At 43.7% G+C, this 16,843-nt stretch carries 14 protein-coding genes; 8 read left to right on the top strand and 6 right to left on the bottom strand.

The window, feature by feature from the left end; translation table 11 throughout:
- Positions 1 to 283: 283 nt before the first annotated feature.
- The 3 genes from L4D12_RS13200 to uxuA all read left to right on the top strand — a co-directional run bounded on the left by L4D12_RS13200 (position 284) and on the right by uxuA (position 3,485).
- Entirely contained in the window at positions 284 to 1,267 is a 984-nt protein-coding gene (locus L4D12_RS13200; RefSeq protein WP_428448312.1) for a TRAP transporter substrate-binding protein, read from the top strand.
- 99 nt (positions 1,268 to 1,366) lie between these two features.
- Positions 1,367 to 2,155: an FCD domain-containing protein gene (locus L4D12_RS13195; RefSeq protein WP_428448328.1), complete on the top strand. Its 789-nt coding sequence runs from the start codon at positions 1,367 to 1,369 to the stop codon at positions 2,153 to 2,155.
- A 145-nt stretch (positions 2,156 to 2,300) separates the two neighbouring features.
- Positions 2,301 to 3,485, top strand: a complete 1,185-nt coding sequence (gene uxuA, locus L4D12_RS13190) for a mannonate dehydratase (protein WP_428448311.1) — start codon at positions 2,301 to 2,303, stop codon at positions 3,483 to 3,485.
- A gap of 86 nt (positions 3,486 to 3,571) precedes the next feature.
- On the opposite strand, the gene L4D12_RS13185 is transcribed toward uxuA, so the two are convergent.
- On the bottom strand, positions 3,572 to 4,108 hold the full coding sequence (locus L4D12_RS13185) for a GNAT family N-acetyltransferase (RefSeq protein WP_428448310.1): 537 nt from the start codon (positions 4,106 to 4,108) through the stop codon (positions 3,572 to 3,574).
- 164 nt (positions 4,109 to 4,272) lie between these two features.
- On the opposite strand from L4D12_RS13185, the gene L4D12_RS13180 reads away from it, so the two are divergent.
- From L4D12_RS13180 to L4D12_RS13170, 3 genes are all read left to right on the top strand, one after another.
- Positions 4,273 to 4,674 carry an NUDIX hydrolase gene (locus L4D12_RS13180; RefSeq protein WP_428448309.1) on the top strand — a complete coding sequence of 134 codons (402 nt, stop codon included), beginning with the start codon at positions 4,273 to 4,275 and terminating at the stop codon, positions 4,672 to 4,674.
- 297 nt (positions 4,675 to 4,971) lie between these two features.
- On the top strand, positions 4,972 to 5,823 hold the full coding sequence (locus L4D12_RS13175; protein ID WP_428448308.1) for an alpha-amylase family glycosyl hydrolase: 852 nt from the start codon (positions 4,972 to 4,974) through the stop codon (positions 5,821 to 5,823).
- 271 nt (positions 5,824 to 6,094) lie between these two features.
- A complete protein-coding gene (locus L4D12_RS13170) occupies positions 6,095 to 6,595 on the top strand; it encodes a GNAT family N-acetyltransferase (protein WP_428448307.1) in 501 nt (166 codons plus the stop codon).
- A 241-nt stretch (positions 6,596 to 6,836) separates the two neighbouring features.
- On the opposite strand, the gene L4D12_RS13165 is transcribed toward L4D12_RS13170, so the two are convergent.
- Complete coding sequence (locus L4D12_RS13165; protein ID WP_428448306.1) at positions 6,837 to 10,250, bottom strand: M66 family metalloprotease; 3,414 nt, start codon at positions 10,248 to 10,250, stop codon at positions 6,837 to 6,839.
- A 739-nt stretch (positions 10,251 to 10,989) separates the two neighbouring features.
- Here L4D12_RS13165 and L4D12_RS13160 point away from each other — a divergent pair.
- Entirely contained in the window at positions 10,990 to 12,018 is a 1,029-nt protein-coding gene (locus L4D12_RS13160) for an isoaspartyl peptidase/L-asparaginase family protein (RefSeq protein ID WP_428448305.1), read from the top strand.
- A gap of 156 nt (positions 12,019 to 12,174) precedes the next feature.
- Here the strand turns inward: L4D12_RS13160 and L4D12_RS13155 are convergent, their stop codons facing one another.
- Entirely contained in the window at positions 12,175 to 12,423 is a 249-nt protein-coding gene (locus L4D12_RS13155; RefSeq protein WP_428448304.1) for a DUF3297 family protein, read from the bottom strand.
- Between the two features lie 156 nt (positions 12,424 to 12,579).
- Positions 12,580 to 13,830: an L-2-hydroxyglutarate oxidase gene (lhgO, locus tag L4D12_RS13150; protein WP_428448303.1), complete on the bottom strand. Its 1,251-nt coding sequence runs from the start codon at positions 13,828 to 13,830 to the stop codon at positions 12,580 to 12,582.
- A gap of 276 nt (positions 13,831 to 14,106) precedes the next feature.
- On the opposite strand from lhgO, the gene L4D12_RS13145 reads away from it, so the two are divergent.
- A complete protein-coding gene (locus tag L4D12_RS13145) occupies positions 14,107 to 14,721 on the top strand; it encodes a GNAT family N-acetyltransferase (RefSeq protein ID WP_428448302.1) in 615 nt (204 codons plus the stop codon).
- A gap of 9 nt (positions 14,722 to 14,730) precedes the next feature.
- On the opposite strand, the gene L4D12_RS13140 is transcribed toward L4D12_RS13145, so the two are convergent.
- Together L4D12_RS13140 and L4D12_RS13135 are read right to left on the bottom strand one after the other, a co-directional pair.
- Entirely contained in the window at positions 14,731 to 15,018 is a 288-nt protein-coding gene (locus L4D12_RS13140; RefSeq protein ID WP_428448301.1) for a hypothetical protein, read from the bottom strand.
- A gap of 210 nt (positions 15,019 to 15,228) precedes the next feature.
- Entirely contained in the window at positions 15,229 to 16,662 is a 1,434-nt protein-coding gene (locus L4D12_RS13135) for an amidohydrolase (RefSeq protein WP_428448300.1), read from the bottom strand.
- Positions 16,663 to 16,843: the final 181 nt, after the last annotated feature.

Below are 16,843 nucleotides of genomic sequence, written 5' to 3'. Positions count from 1 at the left end.
TGATGCTATTGGTCAGTCCATTTGGTTGACCAAAGAAAAATGTTGGTTTGCGACACTTTCTATCAAATATGCATGTTCTGGGGGGCGATTATATGAATGAATCATAAAATGTCATGTGAGCTTGTTCACAATTAGATTGGTTGACCAATTTAAGGGTTGAATGTGTGATATTGGTCAATCAATTTGATTTATTGCTTTGACGGAGGCGATTTTTAGCGCCAATATTGCGCCGTATTCAAACATACCCTACGTAATGGATAACCAATTTCACGGAGACATAAGAATGATGACGCGTAAAAGCCTGCTAACTGCTGTAATCGGTGCCGCCCTGACATTCGGTGCTTCTGCATCAGCTTATGCAACAACAACGTTAAAGCTTAGCCATAACAACCCACGTGACCACGCGGTACATAAAGCAATGGATCACATGGCGAAAGAAGTCCGTAAGCTGACTAACGGTGAAGTGCGTATCCGTATTTACCCAGATGCTCAGCTTGGTAACCAGCGTGAATCCATGGAGTTGATGCAAAATGGTGCACTGGATATGGTGAAAACCAATGCTGCAGAGCTTGAAGCGTTTGCGCCTGCTTATTCAGCCTTTAACATGCCGTACCTGTTCCGTGACCAAAATCACTACTACAACGTGCAAGAAGGCGAAGTGGGTGAGGAAATTCTAGCGTCTTCTCGTGAAAGTGGTTTTGTGGGCGTGACGTATTATGATGCGGGTGCCCGTAGCTTCTATACGTCCAAGCCAATTATGACACCGGCTGATCTTAAAGGCCTGAAGGTACGAGTACAGCCAAGCCCGTCAGCTATCAGCATGGTTGAGGCTTTGGGTGCCAGCCCAACACCATTGGCATATGGCGAACTGTATACTGCACTTCAGCAGGGTGTGGTCGATGCTGCTGAAAACAATATCCCATCATTTAGTTTGAGCCGTCACAGTGAAGTATCGAAATACTTCAGTCTGGATGAGCACACCATGGTGCCGGATGTTCTTGTCATTTCAACCAAAGCGTATGATGGCCTGTCTGAAGAAAACCGTAAGGCGTTAAAGCAAGCGGCAATGAATTCGATGGAAGTCATGAAAACATTATGGGCTGAGTCAGAAGCGAAAGAGCGTGCAAAAGCTGAAAAACTGGGGGTGAAATTCATCACTACAGATAAGACAGCATTTGTTGAAGCGGTTCAGCCAATGTATGACGATGTTAAAAAGTCAAACCCAGAACTTAATCAGCTTATTGAGCGCATTAAAGCGGTTCAGTAATTTAAGAATCTAGCAAATAACACTCAAGGTGTTGCTACAATATAATATATAGAGGTTGACCAATTCTAATTGGTCATTATGATGGCGTATATGAGTGCAATGGAAAATAGTGACAATATCATCATGATGCCTTTTGAACCTAAACGTCCTTATCAAGAATTAGGATTAATACTCCGACGGGAATTAATTGACGGACACTATAAAGTGGGCGACCGATTACCCCCTGAGCGAGATATTGCTGAAAGACTTGATGTGAGCCGTACCGTCGTCCGTGAAGCAATCATTATGCTTGAGCTGGAAAATTTGGTTGAGGTAAAAAAGGGATCAGGTGTTTATGTCCTGAATATTCCTAGTCAGTCTAACAGTCGTGAAAATGTGATCAGTGATGATGCTGGTCCGTTTGAAATGCTGCAGGCGAGGCAATTACTCGAAAGTAATATTGCAGAGTTTGCCGCGATTCAGGTCACGCCTGGGGATATTGTGAAGATGCGTGCTGCGCTTAAATTAGAGCGTAGTGAGATAGCCAGCGGAACCAATGAATGCATTGGTGATGAACAGTTCCATATGTGCATAGCGGAAGCGACACAAAACTCCGTTTTGGTCGATATGCTTAAGCATTCTTGGGAACGTCGTGAGCAAAGCCCGATGTGGAAAACGTTGCATGCACGTATTTCGGATCAGGCTTACCGCGAAGAGTGGCTGGAAGATCATGCTCGCATTTTGGCAGCTATGCAGCGGAAAGACCCTATTGCCGCTAAAAACGCCATGTGGCAACACCTTGAAAATGTAAAGCAACGATTATTAGATCTGTCCGATATTGATGATCCCAATTTTGATGGGTATTTATTTAGCTCAAACCCAGTTGTTCTCCTTGGTGGGGAAAGTTAATTTAAATTTATTATAAAGGCCAAGTATTCCTCAGGCCTTTATTTGAAAAATAACTGACATCGTTTAGTTGTTTATTTGAAATCGAAAAATGCTTAATTCGAATTTTATCGAGCGGGTTAAGTCTGTCTGTTAAAAGGTGATTGTCATGGAACAAACGTGGCGTTGGTACGGCCCAAATGATTCTGTATCGCTTGATGATATTCGTCAGGCTGGTGCAACTGGTATTGTTAACGCATTGCACCATATTCCTAATGGTGAAGTGTGGACAAAAGAAGAAATTTTAAAGCGTAAAGCGATTATTGAAGCGAAAGGTTTAACTTGGTCTGTTGTTGAAAGTGTGCCTGTTCATGAAGAAATAAAAACACAAACAGGCAACTTCCAGCAGTGGATTGATAATTATAAGCAGACATTACGCAACTTGGCTGAATGTGGTATTGATACGGTATGTTATAACTTCATGCCAATTTTGGATTGGACCCGTACTGATCTAGAATTTGAAATGCCAGATGGGTCTAAAGCTCTGCGTTTTGACCAAATCGCTTTTGCTGCCTTTGAACTTCATATTCTAAAACGCCCAGGCGCTGAAAACGACTATTCAGCTGACGAACAAGCGCAAGCGCAAACCTATTTTACGAATATGTCTGACGCTGAAGTGGAAAAGCTGACCCGTAATATTATCGCTGGTTTGCCAGGTGCTGAAGAAGGCTATACGCTGGAAGAGTTTCAGGCACAGCTTGACCGCTATGCGGGTATTGATAAAGACAAACTCCGTCAGCACATGAAGCACTTTTTGACTGAGCTGATGCCTGTGTGTGACGCCAACGGCCTGAAGATGGCGGTACACCCGGACGATCCACCGCGTCCAATCCTTGGCCTGCCACGTATCGTGTCTACCATTGAAGACATTAACTGGCTGACACAGGAAGTCCCGAGCAAAAATAACGGTATTACCATGTGTACAGGTTCTTATGGTGTACGCGGTGACAATGATTTAGTTAATATGATCAAGCAGCACGGTGAGCGTATTTACTTTACCCACCTGCGCTCAACACAGCGTGAAGACAATCCAATGAGCTTCCATGAAGCCGCGCACCTTGAAGGTGATGTGGATATGTATGACGTAGTTATGGCGATTCTAGAAGAAGAGCAGCGCCGTGAACAAGCGGGTGAAGGGCGCTTGATCCCTATGCGCCCGGATCACGGTCACCAGATGCTGGATGATTTGAAAAAGAAAACCAATCCGGGTTACTCCGCGATTGGCCGTTTAAAAGGTCTGGCGGAAGTGCGTGGCTTAGAGCTTGCGCTAAAACGTGCATTCTTTAAGAAATAACAAACTGTCACTGTTTGTCGATTTAAGGTCCGCTTGCGGGCCTTTTTTCGTTCTATTACGTAAAATACCCTGTGTCATTCAATTCCTTAAACTGGAGGATTAGCGATAAATCGCGTTAGCGTTGGCCAGCGATAAATATATTCATCAACCAAGCTCCCCTCTGGCGCGATCCATTGTTGTGCATGAATGTTTTCGCCCCCCATATGCTGATAGAAGGCTTGCGCTTTGTGGTTCGCTGCCAGTACTTCAAGATACATCCCCGTAGACTGTGCGTGCTGCTGTATCATCGTCGCAGCGTGTCTCAGTAACATAGCACCTAAGCCTTGGCCTTTACTGTGCTGGCTGATATGCAGGTTATCGATAATACTTCCCCACTGAGCATGTTGGTCTAGATACAGGCAGATAAACCCTGCGATCTGCTTCCCATCACATGCCACAAGAATATGTTGATTAGATGTCGGTTGGCTGAAACGTTGTCGCCACAATGCCAAACGCTCATCGAACACATCGTTGTTTAAATAGGCCTGATTGAGTTGGCCGCGATAAATGGTCTGCCAGTTTTGTGCATGTAGTTGGGCGATGGCATTTTGGTCTTGCTGTGTGGCAGTACGCACAATAAACACGGTAATTCCTTTCTAAAACATTAAGATAATCATCAATTTATCATTGGCGACTATAAATACCAAGTTCCCTTGATGTCATCAGGGACAATCGCTGAGAAAGCGCGGTACTATAGTGTCGTCTGTAGGGTGTATCCATATATGAATTTTATGAGTTTGAGGACGAAATGGAAAAAGTGATCGATAAACTGGCGTGGTTTCATTTGCGTGATGGCAAGTTGCTAACCGTCCGTTCGGTAGGGAAAACCCTGTTCTATTTGCCGGGCGGTAAACGTGAAGAAGGTGAAACGGACGAACAAGCGTTGATCCGCGAAATCAACGAAGAATTATCGGTGGATTTGGTGCCAAGTAGCCTGAATTATGCAGGCACATTTGTGGCGCCTGCCGATGGTAAAGCGGAAGGGGTGTCTGTGCAATTGACCTGTTATTTCGGGGAGTTTACCGGTGAGTTGCAGGCAGACGCCGAAATTGAAGAACTGGCTTTCGTTGACATGCAAGATGAAGCCCGTTGTTCAGCCGCATTGCTGGTGGCAATGGCGTGGTTAAAAGCGCAATCCTTGATTAAATAAATTTGAATTTGTCAGTCGAGTGATTGATGAAATAAATTAGCCAGCCAGTTCTTGCCGCTGGCTGTTTTTATTTAACAACTATGACACCCATACTTTTGTACTTTCTTGCCCTATGTTCTAGGCTTCTTTTTACATGGATAAATCAAGGAGTTGTCAATCATGCCAAGGGCAAGGAAAACGCAAGTGAGTTTAACTGACACACCGTATTATCATTGTGTCTCGCGTTGTGTGAGAAGGGCATTTCTATGCGGAAAAGATCCACTCACAGGGCATTGCTATGAATACAGGCGTGGTTGGGTGGAACGACGATTGCTGTGTCTTGCCAAGGTGTTTGCGATAGATATCTGCGCGTATGCAATAATGACTAATCATACCCATGTTGTACTTCATGTAGATGAAGTACAAGCAAAAAGTTGGTCACAGGAAGAGATCATTACCCGCTGGCATCAGGTGTGTAAAGGAAATTATCTGTCTAATACTTGGTTGGATGTAAGTCAGCGAAGCCACATGGACAAGGCGCAGTTACTGGCGGTAGAACGTATTGCGGACGAGTGGCGAAAGCGGTTACATGATATCAGTTGGTTTATGCGTCTGCTCAATGAGCCAATAGCCCGCCAAGCGAATCAAGAAGACGGTTGTACCGGACGTTTTTGGGAAGGGCGATTTAAATCTCAAGCCTTATTGGATGAAGCGGCTTTAGCAGCTTGCATGGCCTACGTTGACCTCAATCCTGTTCGTGCGGGAATAGCGAGAACGCCTGAATCCTCCGATCACACCAGTATTAAAAAGCGCGCTAATGCTGCGAAGTCGAGTTATCAGCCTAGAGCGTTATTGCCCTTCGTGGGGAATTCTCGCGCTAATATTTCCAAGGGGTTACCCTTTGTATTTACAGACTATTTGTTATTGTTGGATGAGACAGGGCGTGCCATACGTGATGGCAAAAAAGGTATTATTTCAGAAAAAGCGCGTAATATTGTCGCTCGCCTTAGTCTAACAGAAGATAACTGGCTGGAATTAACGAACCATTTAGAGCGAAACTTTTCGGGTGCGATTGGTAAGGAATACTTACTACGAGAATATCACCATCATATTGGTCAGCAGCGTGCTCATGGGGTAAGCGTCAGTCGGCGATTGTTAAACGTCGCCTGATACATCACATTTATTTTCTATCATCTTCGACTAGTGATCAGACTAGGTTTTGTCATGCAAGCAATTTGCAGAAATCGTCAAATAACAGCGCTTATTACGGAAAGAACGTTGAAAAGCGTCAATGGGTAGGGAACTGTGGGGAGTAATACGTAGTTTTGCTGATTCAAACCCTGTTAAGTTCTTTTTATTATGGGTGTCATGATTAAAATTATTGCTGAGACGATTCAATTCTTGTACAAATCAGCCTTTGATGAGGCTGGAGTACAGTTGAATGAGTTTAGTCGTACGACAAGTAATCGCAGATGATGCACAGGGTATCACGGATGTTCTTAATCCGATCATTGTTGAAGGTTTGTACACTGTCTTAGATACCACCTTTTCTGCAGATGAAGAAAAAGAGTTTATCGAACAGTTTCCAGAACAAGGTGTTTTTACTGTTGTAGTGAATACCGATGAGTCGAAGATTATCGGCTTTCAAAATGTTGAGCCATTTGCGTCATATACAAAAGCGTTTGACCATGTGGGTATTATCGGCACATTTGTTAGCGATGAGAGTCGAGGGCAAGGTGTATCGAAGATGCTATTTCAGTCTACGTTTGAAGTTGCAAAGCTGAAAGGGTATGAAAAACTATTTGCTTATGTTCGTAGTGATAATGAACGAGCTTTAGCTGCTTATTTAAAGCAAGGTTTTGAGATAGTTGGAACAGCGAAAAGACATGCAAAAGTAGCTGGAATCTACATTGATGAAATCCTAATTGAGAAATTCCTGTAAGTATCAGCAATTGGTTTTAAGTGTTTGAAATTTATATAAAAATAACTTTTTATCTAATTGGGTTAGATACAGGTATGCGCATTTTACCAGATAGTTTAATGTGCATTTTTCTATTTGCGAGTTACCAGCAGATATGTTCAAGTTGCATTATCTGAAGCACCTGCTCATGAATGAGCAACAACAATGGATATATACAAAAAAGGGTGCCGAAGCACCCTTGGAAGTAGATTATTGATTTAGCTTAGCGCAGGGTATAACCACCATGACCGCTAGAGAACGTCCAATGCTTGCCGTTTGACCAGTAAATACCCGGAACCTGGGTACATTGGCCAGCATCATTAACAAACCCAGCGCCATAGAACCCACTGCGGGTGATCACACACAGCGCTTTGTCACTGTCTTTGTAGGCTTTCGCCTTTTCACCGACATTGGCGCGGTCACTGAGTGATAGCCACTCAAACTGGTTGATAGCAGACTCAATGGTTGTTTCAGAGCCATTTTGACGCACAGTAATTTCACTGCCACCAGTACAGCGGTATTGGTTTTCACTCAGTTGTTCAACGTAGCCATGCAACGTTTGTGACGCATCATTTATGGTCATGTCAAAACGACACACTGGCATTTGTTCACCATTGACTGGCATAACCGCGAGCAGCGAACGATCACGAGGATTTAGCTGGTCAGGGTTAAAGCCTTGCTTTGGATGAGTAAACCAACCTTCAGGCATTGTTGACTGTAATGCGTCGTAACCAAACTCTTGCCCAATAATTACTGGTCCTGCTAATGATTCGACCGCAGGGTTATATTCTGGGTATTGGGTATCAAGAACTGTTTCACCATTAATATCACCGCAGCTTAACTCAATTTTAGATGGTTGCTGATCTGCTGGGATATTGAGGTGGAACTTGTTGCTCTGGTTAGCAGTGTGACGACTCCCTGCGAGGCTGATAGCCGTTTCGATACCTTGGCTATCTGTGAGTGTTAGCTGACACTGGCGCTGGCTTTGGTATACCGGCTTAATCGTTGTTGAACGGTTTGCGGCATAACGCCATACGTTCCCGTTTTCATGCATCATGCCATCCACTTGCATACAGTAACCATCACGCAAGAACCCTGCACCTTCATGAGCGACATTGCCAGAATCTAGGGTACATACCGCCACTTCACCAATTTCAGGGGTTGGCGTATAGGTTAGCGCTCCTTCGCCATAGCGTGATGCGATGGTGTATTGTTGCGGTGCTGACACCAATTGATCTCGATTATTGTTAGATTGCCAGAACATATCATTACTTGCTTCACAGCGTTGCTCTGTGTCGTTAACCGCGCCAATCATGTGGGCTGTATCGCCATTGTTAGCCGTGTATTCAAATTGGCACATACGATGAGGTACACCGTCAATGATCAAGGTTTGCCAGATGTCAGCAGCGAGTTGCTCATCGGTTAATTGATCAATGGATTGCCAGCCTTCAACCTGATACGCCGAGGTTGATGGTGCTGGTAGGTCAAAGATATTGCCGTAGTTTGAGTATAACAATGGGTAAATCTGACTTGGATTTTGTGCCATTGGATCATACACGCCTAGTAGGGTGATAACGGGGACGCCTTGCTGTTGTGGCGCAGCATAATCAACATCAGCCTCTACGTAGCGCTGCAGAGATTGATCCCAACGTGAATAGCCAGTTGCACTGTTTGGATCTAGCATATTGGCACTGTTAAACCAGTTGGCTGCGCGGCGGTTCATTTTTGGATGCTGTAAGGTATAACGGCTGACGATACCTTGTGCATAGCCACCAGCTTGTGCATCTTTCAAATAGCCAAATTCTTTGGCGAATGGTGGAACAACTTCACCACCTACATCATTGGTATAAGCGGCACTGGTCCAATTAATGTTACCGATAAAGCGGTTATAGACAGCATCCCAGCCCCAGCCGGATTCTTGATCATGGCTTGATGCTTGAGCCGGGTAATGGCCCAGACCGAAGTTATGCCCTAATTCGTGAGACCATTCATTACCTGTAGTATTGGTTAACGTGACTTTGCCACCACCACCGCTGCCGCCGTGATTAACCTCACCGTTGGCGTACACACCGTTATTAGTGTGGGCTGTAATGTGATTGAAACGGCGGTTATAGGTTTGAGAGAAGCCAGCCGTGTCGGTAATACCGAAGTTTGCGTTATTGATCCCGGTTGAGACTAAGGCTTTCCCAATCGCTTCACGCATATCACCACCATGCCAGCCGCCAGTATCGTCACTGCGTTCAGTATAAACTTTACCGTTTGGCATAGTAATTTTAGGGAAATGAGCTGCGGTGTAGTCCGCCATAATCAACTTAGACACGGGGATTTTCTGGAAGTAGTCAGCAGACAGCGTGGCCATTTCTTTGATCATGGTGTTTCTGTCTTTGGGTTCCATCAGCATGCCAATATCAATGTTTTGGATTACCAGTTCTGGTGCACCCGCAAAAACAAAATCACTTTCGGCAAGCTCACCAGCATTTCCATTGTTATCAGTAAAGCGAAGAGAAAGGCCTGGTTTCATCCAGTCCCACTGTAAGGGTAGGCTCCATATGGTGTGAGAGTAGATGACTTTCGCTCGGCCATTATTAGGTTGATCGGTATCAGCCAATGCACTTGGTGGTAACATAGCTGCACGGGTTTGTAGTACACCATTTAGATATACTTCAGCCCAAAGCTGGTGGATATGGGTGTTTTCTGGATTTAACAGTAGCATCGCGGCACGGTTAATCACTAGGTCAGGATTTCCTGCTTCTTCATTGCCAAATGGGGCCGTGGTCGTTCCGGTTTGAGCAAAAGATAATTGCGCTGCTAGGCTGCCGTTAAGGTGGTTAGTAACAGGTGCGTGGTCGGCAAAACCCAGTCGAGCAGGTAGGGTGGTGAATGTGTGCTGTATCGGAGGTGCGCACCCTAATGGGTTGCAGTTTGAGACGTCCACTTGATAGGCAGTATTTGGGGTTAATGCACCAATAAAAAAGTCAGAGCTTGAATCATTGAATACTTGAACATCTTCTGAGTTGGTAAGGTTACGCAGCGTGATAGTAACGGTGTCTTGCTCTTGTTGACCTGTCCAGCTAAAACCAACCCCTTGATCTGACAGGCTGCTTACCGTAAATTTATTTAGTGTCGGCTGTGCTAAACCTTTACAATCGGAGGTTTCGATATGTTGAAGCATTGCCGCTTCATAAGCGAAGTCACCGTTTGGTAACACGGAACCACGGCTAGCAGGTACATACTCAATAAAGCAGCCCGTGCCATCGCGATTCATATTGCCGTATTCTAGGTTTAACAGATAAAAGCCACCATTGTATGAAACAAACTCCCAAGTGTTATCAAGGAAGTCCAACACATGGCGATAGGCACTTTCATCGCCATTAATGGCTAATGGGAACATTGGGTAATTATCAAAATTCAACCAGTAGTCGCGTTCCTTGTAGCGCAGATAGTTTTCATTGTCCTGGGTGAAGGTGCCTTCACCGCGTTCGGCAAGGGCATGCATTTCGTCAATACGCTTAAAGGTCTGTTGAGCAACTTCCTGCATATTTTGCTGTTGTACTGAGTCTTGTGTCTGGGCATAAATTGACGGTGACGCTCCGCTAAGGAGTGTCGCAATCACTATGCTTATATGTGATTTTTTCATTATCCACCTACTAGTACATTTATTGTTATAAAGATTACATTGAGACATTTAGGGTGTTAAATGCCGTGGCGTACTCATGTATGCCAAATTGTTACTGTTTTGAATGAGTAATGATATTTTGTGTCGTTAGGGTTTAATAGCCCATAAATGCATGTAATTCTCATTTATGAGACTTTGGTTCAAATGTTGATACCTGTCTCATTTTTACATGCCGTGTGGTATTGAAAATTCGCAAAAAATATGAATTGGAATGTGGCACATAAAGGTTATATGCCTTCAGGGTATGCTGATTGGGTTAAAGGAGATTGCTCATAGGGTATATTTCTAAAATTGTTGTTGCTACAGATATTCTCTAGTGTACGGATATAAATTTATTGGTTTTTATTTAAATTATTATTATGTCGATTAGACTATTTATGGCAAGAGAGGCAGATGCCATATCAATGGCACATAGTAATATTCTATTGTTTGATATTAATGTTTATTTTATCTAATTCCCACCCCCACAGCTTTTTATACTAAAACCATTGGATATGCAATTCGTTGAAAATGGTAATGTGCACTGTTATGTTATGTTATTTTTTATTTAAAATAAACAACATTTATAAATGTATTTCTGGTTATTCTTGTATGCATGTCACGATTAAGTAAAATTTGTATGATTATTAAAATATAAATATTCATTGCTGTTAAGTTTGATGCTAATTTCCATCCTTTATTGTCATAAGGATTAATAACAATGAAACTAAAAACATTATCAGCACTTTTACTTACTGCTTCACTATCACCAATGTCAGTGTTGGCTGACGATAGTCCCATTCGTCTAGTGATCCATGGTGGTGCGGGTAATATTATAAAGAAAAACTTCACACCAGAAAGCGAAGCAGAATATAAGGCTAAACTTGAAGAATCACTTAACGCTGGGTATACAGTGTTAAACAGTGGTGGAACAAGCATTGATGCGGTTATCGCATCGATTAAAGTGATGGAAAACTCGCCTTTATTTAACGCAGGTAAAGGGGCGGTGTTTACTAATGAAGGTCGTAATGAGCTAGATGCGTCGATTATGGATGGCGAGACGTTAATGGCCGGATCGGTTGCTGGTGTAACGACAGTAAAAAACCCAATTACAGCGGCGCATGCCGTTATGACAAAATCGCCTCACGTGCTAATGGCAACACAGGGTGCTGAAAAGTTTGCCGCTGAACAGGGGCTAGAATTGGTTGAACCATCATACTTTTTTACAGATTTTCGCTTCCAGCAGTTAAAGAAAGCTCAAGCTAAAGATCAAATCATTCTCGATCATGATGGTAAGACAGCAGCATTGTTTGCTGACCCAATGATGTACGATTACAAGTACGGTACAGTTGGTGCCGTTGCTTTAGATAAAGACGGTAATATCGCGGCTGGTACATCAACTGGCGGCATGACGAATAAGCGTTACGGTCGTGTGGGTGATTCGCCGATTATTGGTGCGGGTACCTATGCTGACAATAACACAGTGGCGGTATCGGCAACGGGATCAGGTGAAAAATTTATTCGTACCTCAACAGCCTATAACATTTCATCTCAAGTAAAGCATAAGGGTACACCACTGGATATCGCCGCAAAGAATGCACTAGCTGAAGTTGCTGCAATTGATGGTTCTGGTGGCGTGATTGTGCTTGATAAGCACGGTAACTATGCAATGGAATTTAATTCTGCTGGTATGTATCGTGGAACAATCGGTACTGATGGCAAAACAGAAGTTGCGCTATACGGTCAATAATAATCAAGAGCAATAGAACAGATGCCGATTAAGCCGGCGGTGTCTGGTATAGCAAAAGATACTATATTCGACCGGACGAAAAGCACTCGGCATGCCCTGCTTGCCGAGTGCTATTTATTATCTTGCGTACATAATCCAGTAGGCAGTTGAAATTCCTTAGTTATAAAAGGCTTCAACAGTACCTTTTAGTGTGATCAAAAGCGGTTGGCCACGACGGTCCAATGCTTTATGTGAAGGAATTTTTACCCAACCTTCACTGATGCAATATTCTTCAACGTCAAAACGCTCTTTGCCATTAAGGCGAATACCAATGTTATGTTCGAAAATTTCTGCAACATGGTGTGGGCTACGTGGATTAACTGAAAGGCGATCAGGTAAAGTTGGTAGCGATTTAGAGTCAGTCATGTTCGTGTTCTATAGTAAAAAAAAGTGCGCCATTGTAGTCAAAATAACCCTAGCGCTCAATAGTGGTCGTCACGATTGCGATGAATCACTTCAAGTCTCTCTTTCTCAATGTTGAAGTCGATTAATATCCATAACGGTTAACATTCATATCCTGCTTCATTCTTTATTGTCGTCAGATGAGCGCTTAGCAGTGTGTGGTAAGGTTGATGTCACCTTATCTACGATATACGCGCCAATTGGAATAGCTGAGGTAGCGGCAGGGGAGGGCGCATTGCAAACGTGTAAGCTGCGCGGGCTAGTCGCAAATAAAAAATCATGGACTAATGTGCCATCATTCATCACGGCTTGGGCTCGGACCCCTGCAGGGTAAGGCAGTAGATCACTGGTTTTGAGTTGTGGGCAATACTTATTGACTAGCTTTAGATAGCCAGGTTTCCACCATGAGTTTTTGGTTTCTATTAGTCCGGTTTTGAGGTTATGGGCCGTGGCTTTCCAGAACCCCTTAAATCGAAACATATCACTAATATCCTGCAGACTTAGATTCACAGCGCCATAGCCTTCACGCTTCCAGCCTTGTACGGCATTGGGGCCAACAGTGACAGAGCCATCTATCATTCGGGTCAGGTGAACCCCCAGAAACGGTAAATCCGGATCAGGAATGGGATAGATAAGGTGATTGACTATCTTATTATGTTCCGGTTTGAGCTGATAATACTCACCTCGGTAGGGGATGATTTGAAAATCGGTTTTGATCCCTAACATGCGGGTAATTCTGTCAGCCATCAAACCCGCACAGCTGATCAGATAGCAGCCTTGTAAAGTTAATTGTTGGTTATCGCTATGGCAAGAGACGGTTATTCGTTGATCATCTTCGGTAAGTTGAACTACCTCACATCGGCGGACAATTTCGCCTCCGAGTGCGATAAAAGTCTCCGCCATTTTTTGGGTTACCAATTTATAATCAACGATACTGGTGTCGTGTACCAAGATGGCACCAAGTCCTGATACATTGGGTTCTAATGTTTTAAGTTGCGTTTCATTAAGTATTTCGGCGTTAATGTTATTTTGCTGGCAGCGTTCAAACAGCACTTCCATTCTGTCCAGTTCTGTTTGATTGGTAGCAACCAGTAATTTGCCACAGTTCTCGACAGGGATATGATGCTGCTGACAAAACTGTTTGGTCGCGTCGATACCAGCTTTACAGAATTGAGCCTTTAGGCTACCAGGGGCATAGTACACTCCAGCGTGGATCACGCCACTATTATGTCCGGTTTGATGGTAGGCTAGGGTGTCTTCTTTCTCTACCACGATAACAGCCTTGTCAGGATAACGCTGTTTTAACTGCCAAGCCGTTGATATGCCGACAATACCACCGCCAATAATGATGTAGTCGTAGAGCTTTTTCATAACAATCCTTGATCCATTTAACCGATGCAGTTGAAGGTATACCAGACTATACCCACGATAATTCAATATACGCGGCTATTTTATCGAATTGAGTGTGCAAACTACATTGAATTCTGCATTTTGGGCAACGTGAGTATATAAGTCTAGGTTTACTGTCTTTCGTTAATGTTAATGCGACCTTTACTGGCGTATTTGGAGGCTATTGACGGATTTATACAATACAGACGAATGGCTTCCGATTACTATTCTGTCCATCGAAAGCGAATGAGAACCCCAATGAAATTTCAAGATTTACAACAAGGTCAGGCAATGGCTCTAGCGCCAAACATCTCTTTTACTCTGATTAGAGAGAGTGATATGGCTGATATTATTCAGATGCTAGCGAACCCGAAGGTAACCGAATATCTGTTTTTTGCGCCAGCTCCCGTTGAAGTGTATCGCAGCTATTTTGATCCTATTATCGAAGCTACCGCGGTCGCTATTGACGAGCAGCGCTGGCCTGAAAATCCAACGGTGGTGGTTCGCGACCAAGCGGGACATTTTATGGGGATGGGCGGTCTGGTACAGGTAATGTTACTTGAAGGCAATTTTGAAGTGGGTTATCAGCTTCCTGAACATGCATGGGGGCAAGGCATTGCTACGGCAATTTGTCAGGTGCTGACTGAATTAGCCTTTACTGTGTTATCTGCACATAAAGTTACGGCCGATTGTTATAGTAGTAATGTTGGCTCGTATAAAACACTCGAAAAATGCGGTTACAGTGTGGAAGGGCAATCAACCCACTATTATAAGCTGGAAAATGGTTTTGCAGACCGTTTATATCTTGGTCTTACAGTCAGTGAATTTCAGAATAAGCAACAAAAGGTCATAAATGGAACGTTTAAACAATAGTTTTGCTATTTACAGTTTGCCGGATAGTTTACTTTTAACCCATTGGAAAATAAGCAAAATGCTATAAAATGGGTTCGATGAGGTGTTGTATTCCTCAAGGGCGTATACGTAATTTGATTTGAATTTTTCAACCGCTTCTTTTGAATTTTCAGCATAAATTACATCATCTTCGACCTCAAAACCTTGAGAAAGCAGGACTTCTTTTTCGGTGAGAAACGAATCGGAAGACATATCAATAAATGTAAATTTCTTTCTATTACTGTCTGGTATACAGAAAAATTGGTATTTATTTATCATGTAACACCTATCGTGAAAATATAGCGTTCAGCAGAGTAGTTACTCTACGCCTTTGGTGTGCACGATTAAATACATAGCCAGTTACTTATTTGTATTTATTTGTATTTCCGAGAAAAGCCCCACACAAATTGCGGGGGCTTTGGGGGATTTCTGTCAATCACCGAGATGCTCATAAGGGGGCAGTATGAGAGCAAGTGTGACAGCAGCAGATTATTTCATCAAGCTTTCAGATTTAATGGCATTCTTGGCTAATGCTTTGGCAAATTCAGCAATGTCAGACTCAATTTCGCCGATCGCTTGGCGCATTTCACCCATATCGATATTTTGAATTACTCTGTTTTCCATCACGATATCACCGTTGACGATAGTAGTGGTGACATTGCTTGGATTGGCTTGATAAACCAAGGTGGCGTACGGGTTATAGTTAGGCATCATGTTCGGAGATTGGGTTTCGACAATGATTACATCTGCTTTCTTACCCACTTCTAATGATCCGACTTCGTCTTCCATATGCAGTGCTTTCGCCCCGCCGATAGTGGCCAATTCAATCACTTGCTCTGGGATCATAATGGTCCGGTCGTTATGTTTAAGGCGCTGCATATTGGCGGTGTAACTTAACGTGCGCCATAAATCGACTTGATTAGAGCTCATTGGCCCGTCGGTGCCCAACCCTAATCGGAGATCTTGACGGTACATGTCCCATGCCGGAGCGATACCAGTTGCGCCTTTGGCATTTGCCATTGGGTTGTGGGCGACACTGGCACCTGCTGCTTTGATCATGCTGATATCATGTTGATCTAGATGGATCCCATGAGCCAATACCATCCGGTTGTCTAATACACCGATATGCTTGAGCCAAGCGACAGGGCTGAGTTTATCAGTATTTCCTTCAATACGTTCTGCTTCGTTGCCAAACTCCCCCACATGGATGAGTACAGGGACATCATATTGGTGTGATAAACGATTAATCTCTCGCAGCTTATCGGTAGAGACTGTGTATACCGCATGCGGAGCAAAGGCCGGTGTGATCAGCGGATCATTTTTATATTGCTCAATAAATTTCTGTGCATACGCAATGCCACCATACGGCTGCACGGCATCAACTACCGGGAATTTAATGACTGTTTCACCCAGCACTGCACGTAAACCGACCTCTTTTGTTGCACGTGCCATATCATCGACATGGTAATACATGTCAGCGTAAGTGGTGACACCACTTTGTGCTAAATCAACCGCACCAAGCTTGGTGGCCTGATAGATGAGATCGCGGCTGAGCTTTTCTTTTTCTAACGGGAAGAAATACGCAAACAGGCGGTTGGCTATCCCTTCTTCCCCCAATCCGCGAAAGGCAATCATCGGTAGGTGGTTGTGTGTATTGATCATTCCAGGCATCACAATGCCATCGTGAGCGTCAATGATTTTCGGGGCGTGATATTGCACCAGTAAGCGGTTATCTCCAATAGCAACAATGGTGTCATCTTTAATCACGATAACGCCACTGTCGATCACGTCTTTGTTATTGTTGATCGTGAGGATCTGACCATTAGTGATGATCAAAGAAGCATTGTAAGGTGTTTGTGCCGGTAACGCAGAGCAACCCGCCAGAAGTATGCTGGTGGCAATAAGAGTGAGTGTCTTTTTCATGTCGGTATCAAGTAATGATAGAAAGGCGGGCGCATTTTAGGGAGTTGAATTGGGAGTTGCAATCGTTTGCTGGTGTTCGTGAGAGGTTGAGCCATGAAAATATTGGATAGTCTCAGAGGGTGGTTTTCATCAGCTACGCTTAGCAAAGAGATCCCCCAGTTATCTTAAGAAACCAAGATGT

The sequence above is a fragment of the Photobacterium nomapromontoriensis genome (assembly GCF_050336815.1).
GTDB lineage: Bacteria > Pseudomonadota > Gammaproteobacteria > Enterobacterales > Vibrionaceae > Photobacterium > Photobacterium nomapromontoriensis.
This window is presented reverse-complemented; position numbering and strand designations above follow the sequence as displayed.

Excerpts from the sequence above, each read along its gene's own strand:
- L4D12_RS13200 (WP_428448312.1), top strand. The coding sequence starts at position 284 with ATGATGACGCGTAAAAGCCTGCTAACTGCTGTAATCGGTGCCGCCCTG.
- L4D12_RS13195 (WP_428448328.1), top strand. The coding sequence starts at position 1,367 with ATGGAAAATAGTGACAATATCATCATGATGCCTTTTGAACCTAAACGT.
- uxuA (WP_428448311.1), top strand. The coding sequence starts at position 2,301 with ATGGAACAAACGTGGCGTTGGTACGGCCCAAATGATTCTGTATCGCTT.
- L4D12_RS13180 (WP_428448309.1), top strand. The coding sequence starts at position 4,273 with ATGGAAAAAGTGATCGATAAACTGGCGTGGTTTCATTTGCGTGATGGC.
- L4D12_RS13170 (WP_428448307.1), top strand. The coding sequence starts at position 6,095 with ATGAGTTTAGTCGTACGACAAGTAATCGCAGATGATGCACAGGGTATC.
- L4D12_RS13165 (WP_428448306.1), bottom strand. The coding sequence starts at position 10,250 with ATGAAAAAATCACATATAAGCATAGTGATTGCGACACTCCTTAGCGGA.
- L4D12_RS13160 (WP_428448305.1), top strand. The coding sequence starts at position 10,990 with ATGAAACTAAAAACATTATCAGCACTTTTACTTACTGCTTCACTATCA.
- L4D12_RS13155 (WP_428448304.1), bottom strand. The coding sequence starts at position 12,423 with ATGACTGACTCTAAATCGCTACCAACTTTACCTGATCGCCTTTCAGTT.
- lhgO (WP_428448303.1), bottom strand. The coding sequence starts at position 13,830 with ATGAAAAAGCTCTACGACTACATCATTATTGGCGGTGGTATTGTCGGC.
- L4D12_RS13145 (WP_428448302.1), top strand. The coding sequence starts at position 14,107 with ATGAAATTTCAAGATTTACAACAAGGTCAGGCAATGGCTCTAGCGCCA.
- L4D12_RS13140 (WP_428448301.1), bottom strand. The coding sequence starts at position 15,018 with ATGATAAATAAATACCAATTTTTCTGTATACCAGACAGTAATAGAAAG.
- L4D12_RS13135 (WP_428448300.1), bottom strand. The coding sequence starts at position 16,662 with ATGAAAAAGACACTCACTCTTATTGCCACCAGCATACTTCTGGCGGGT.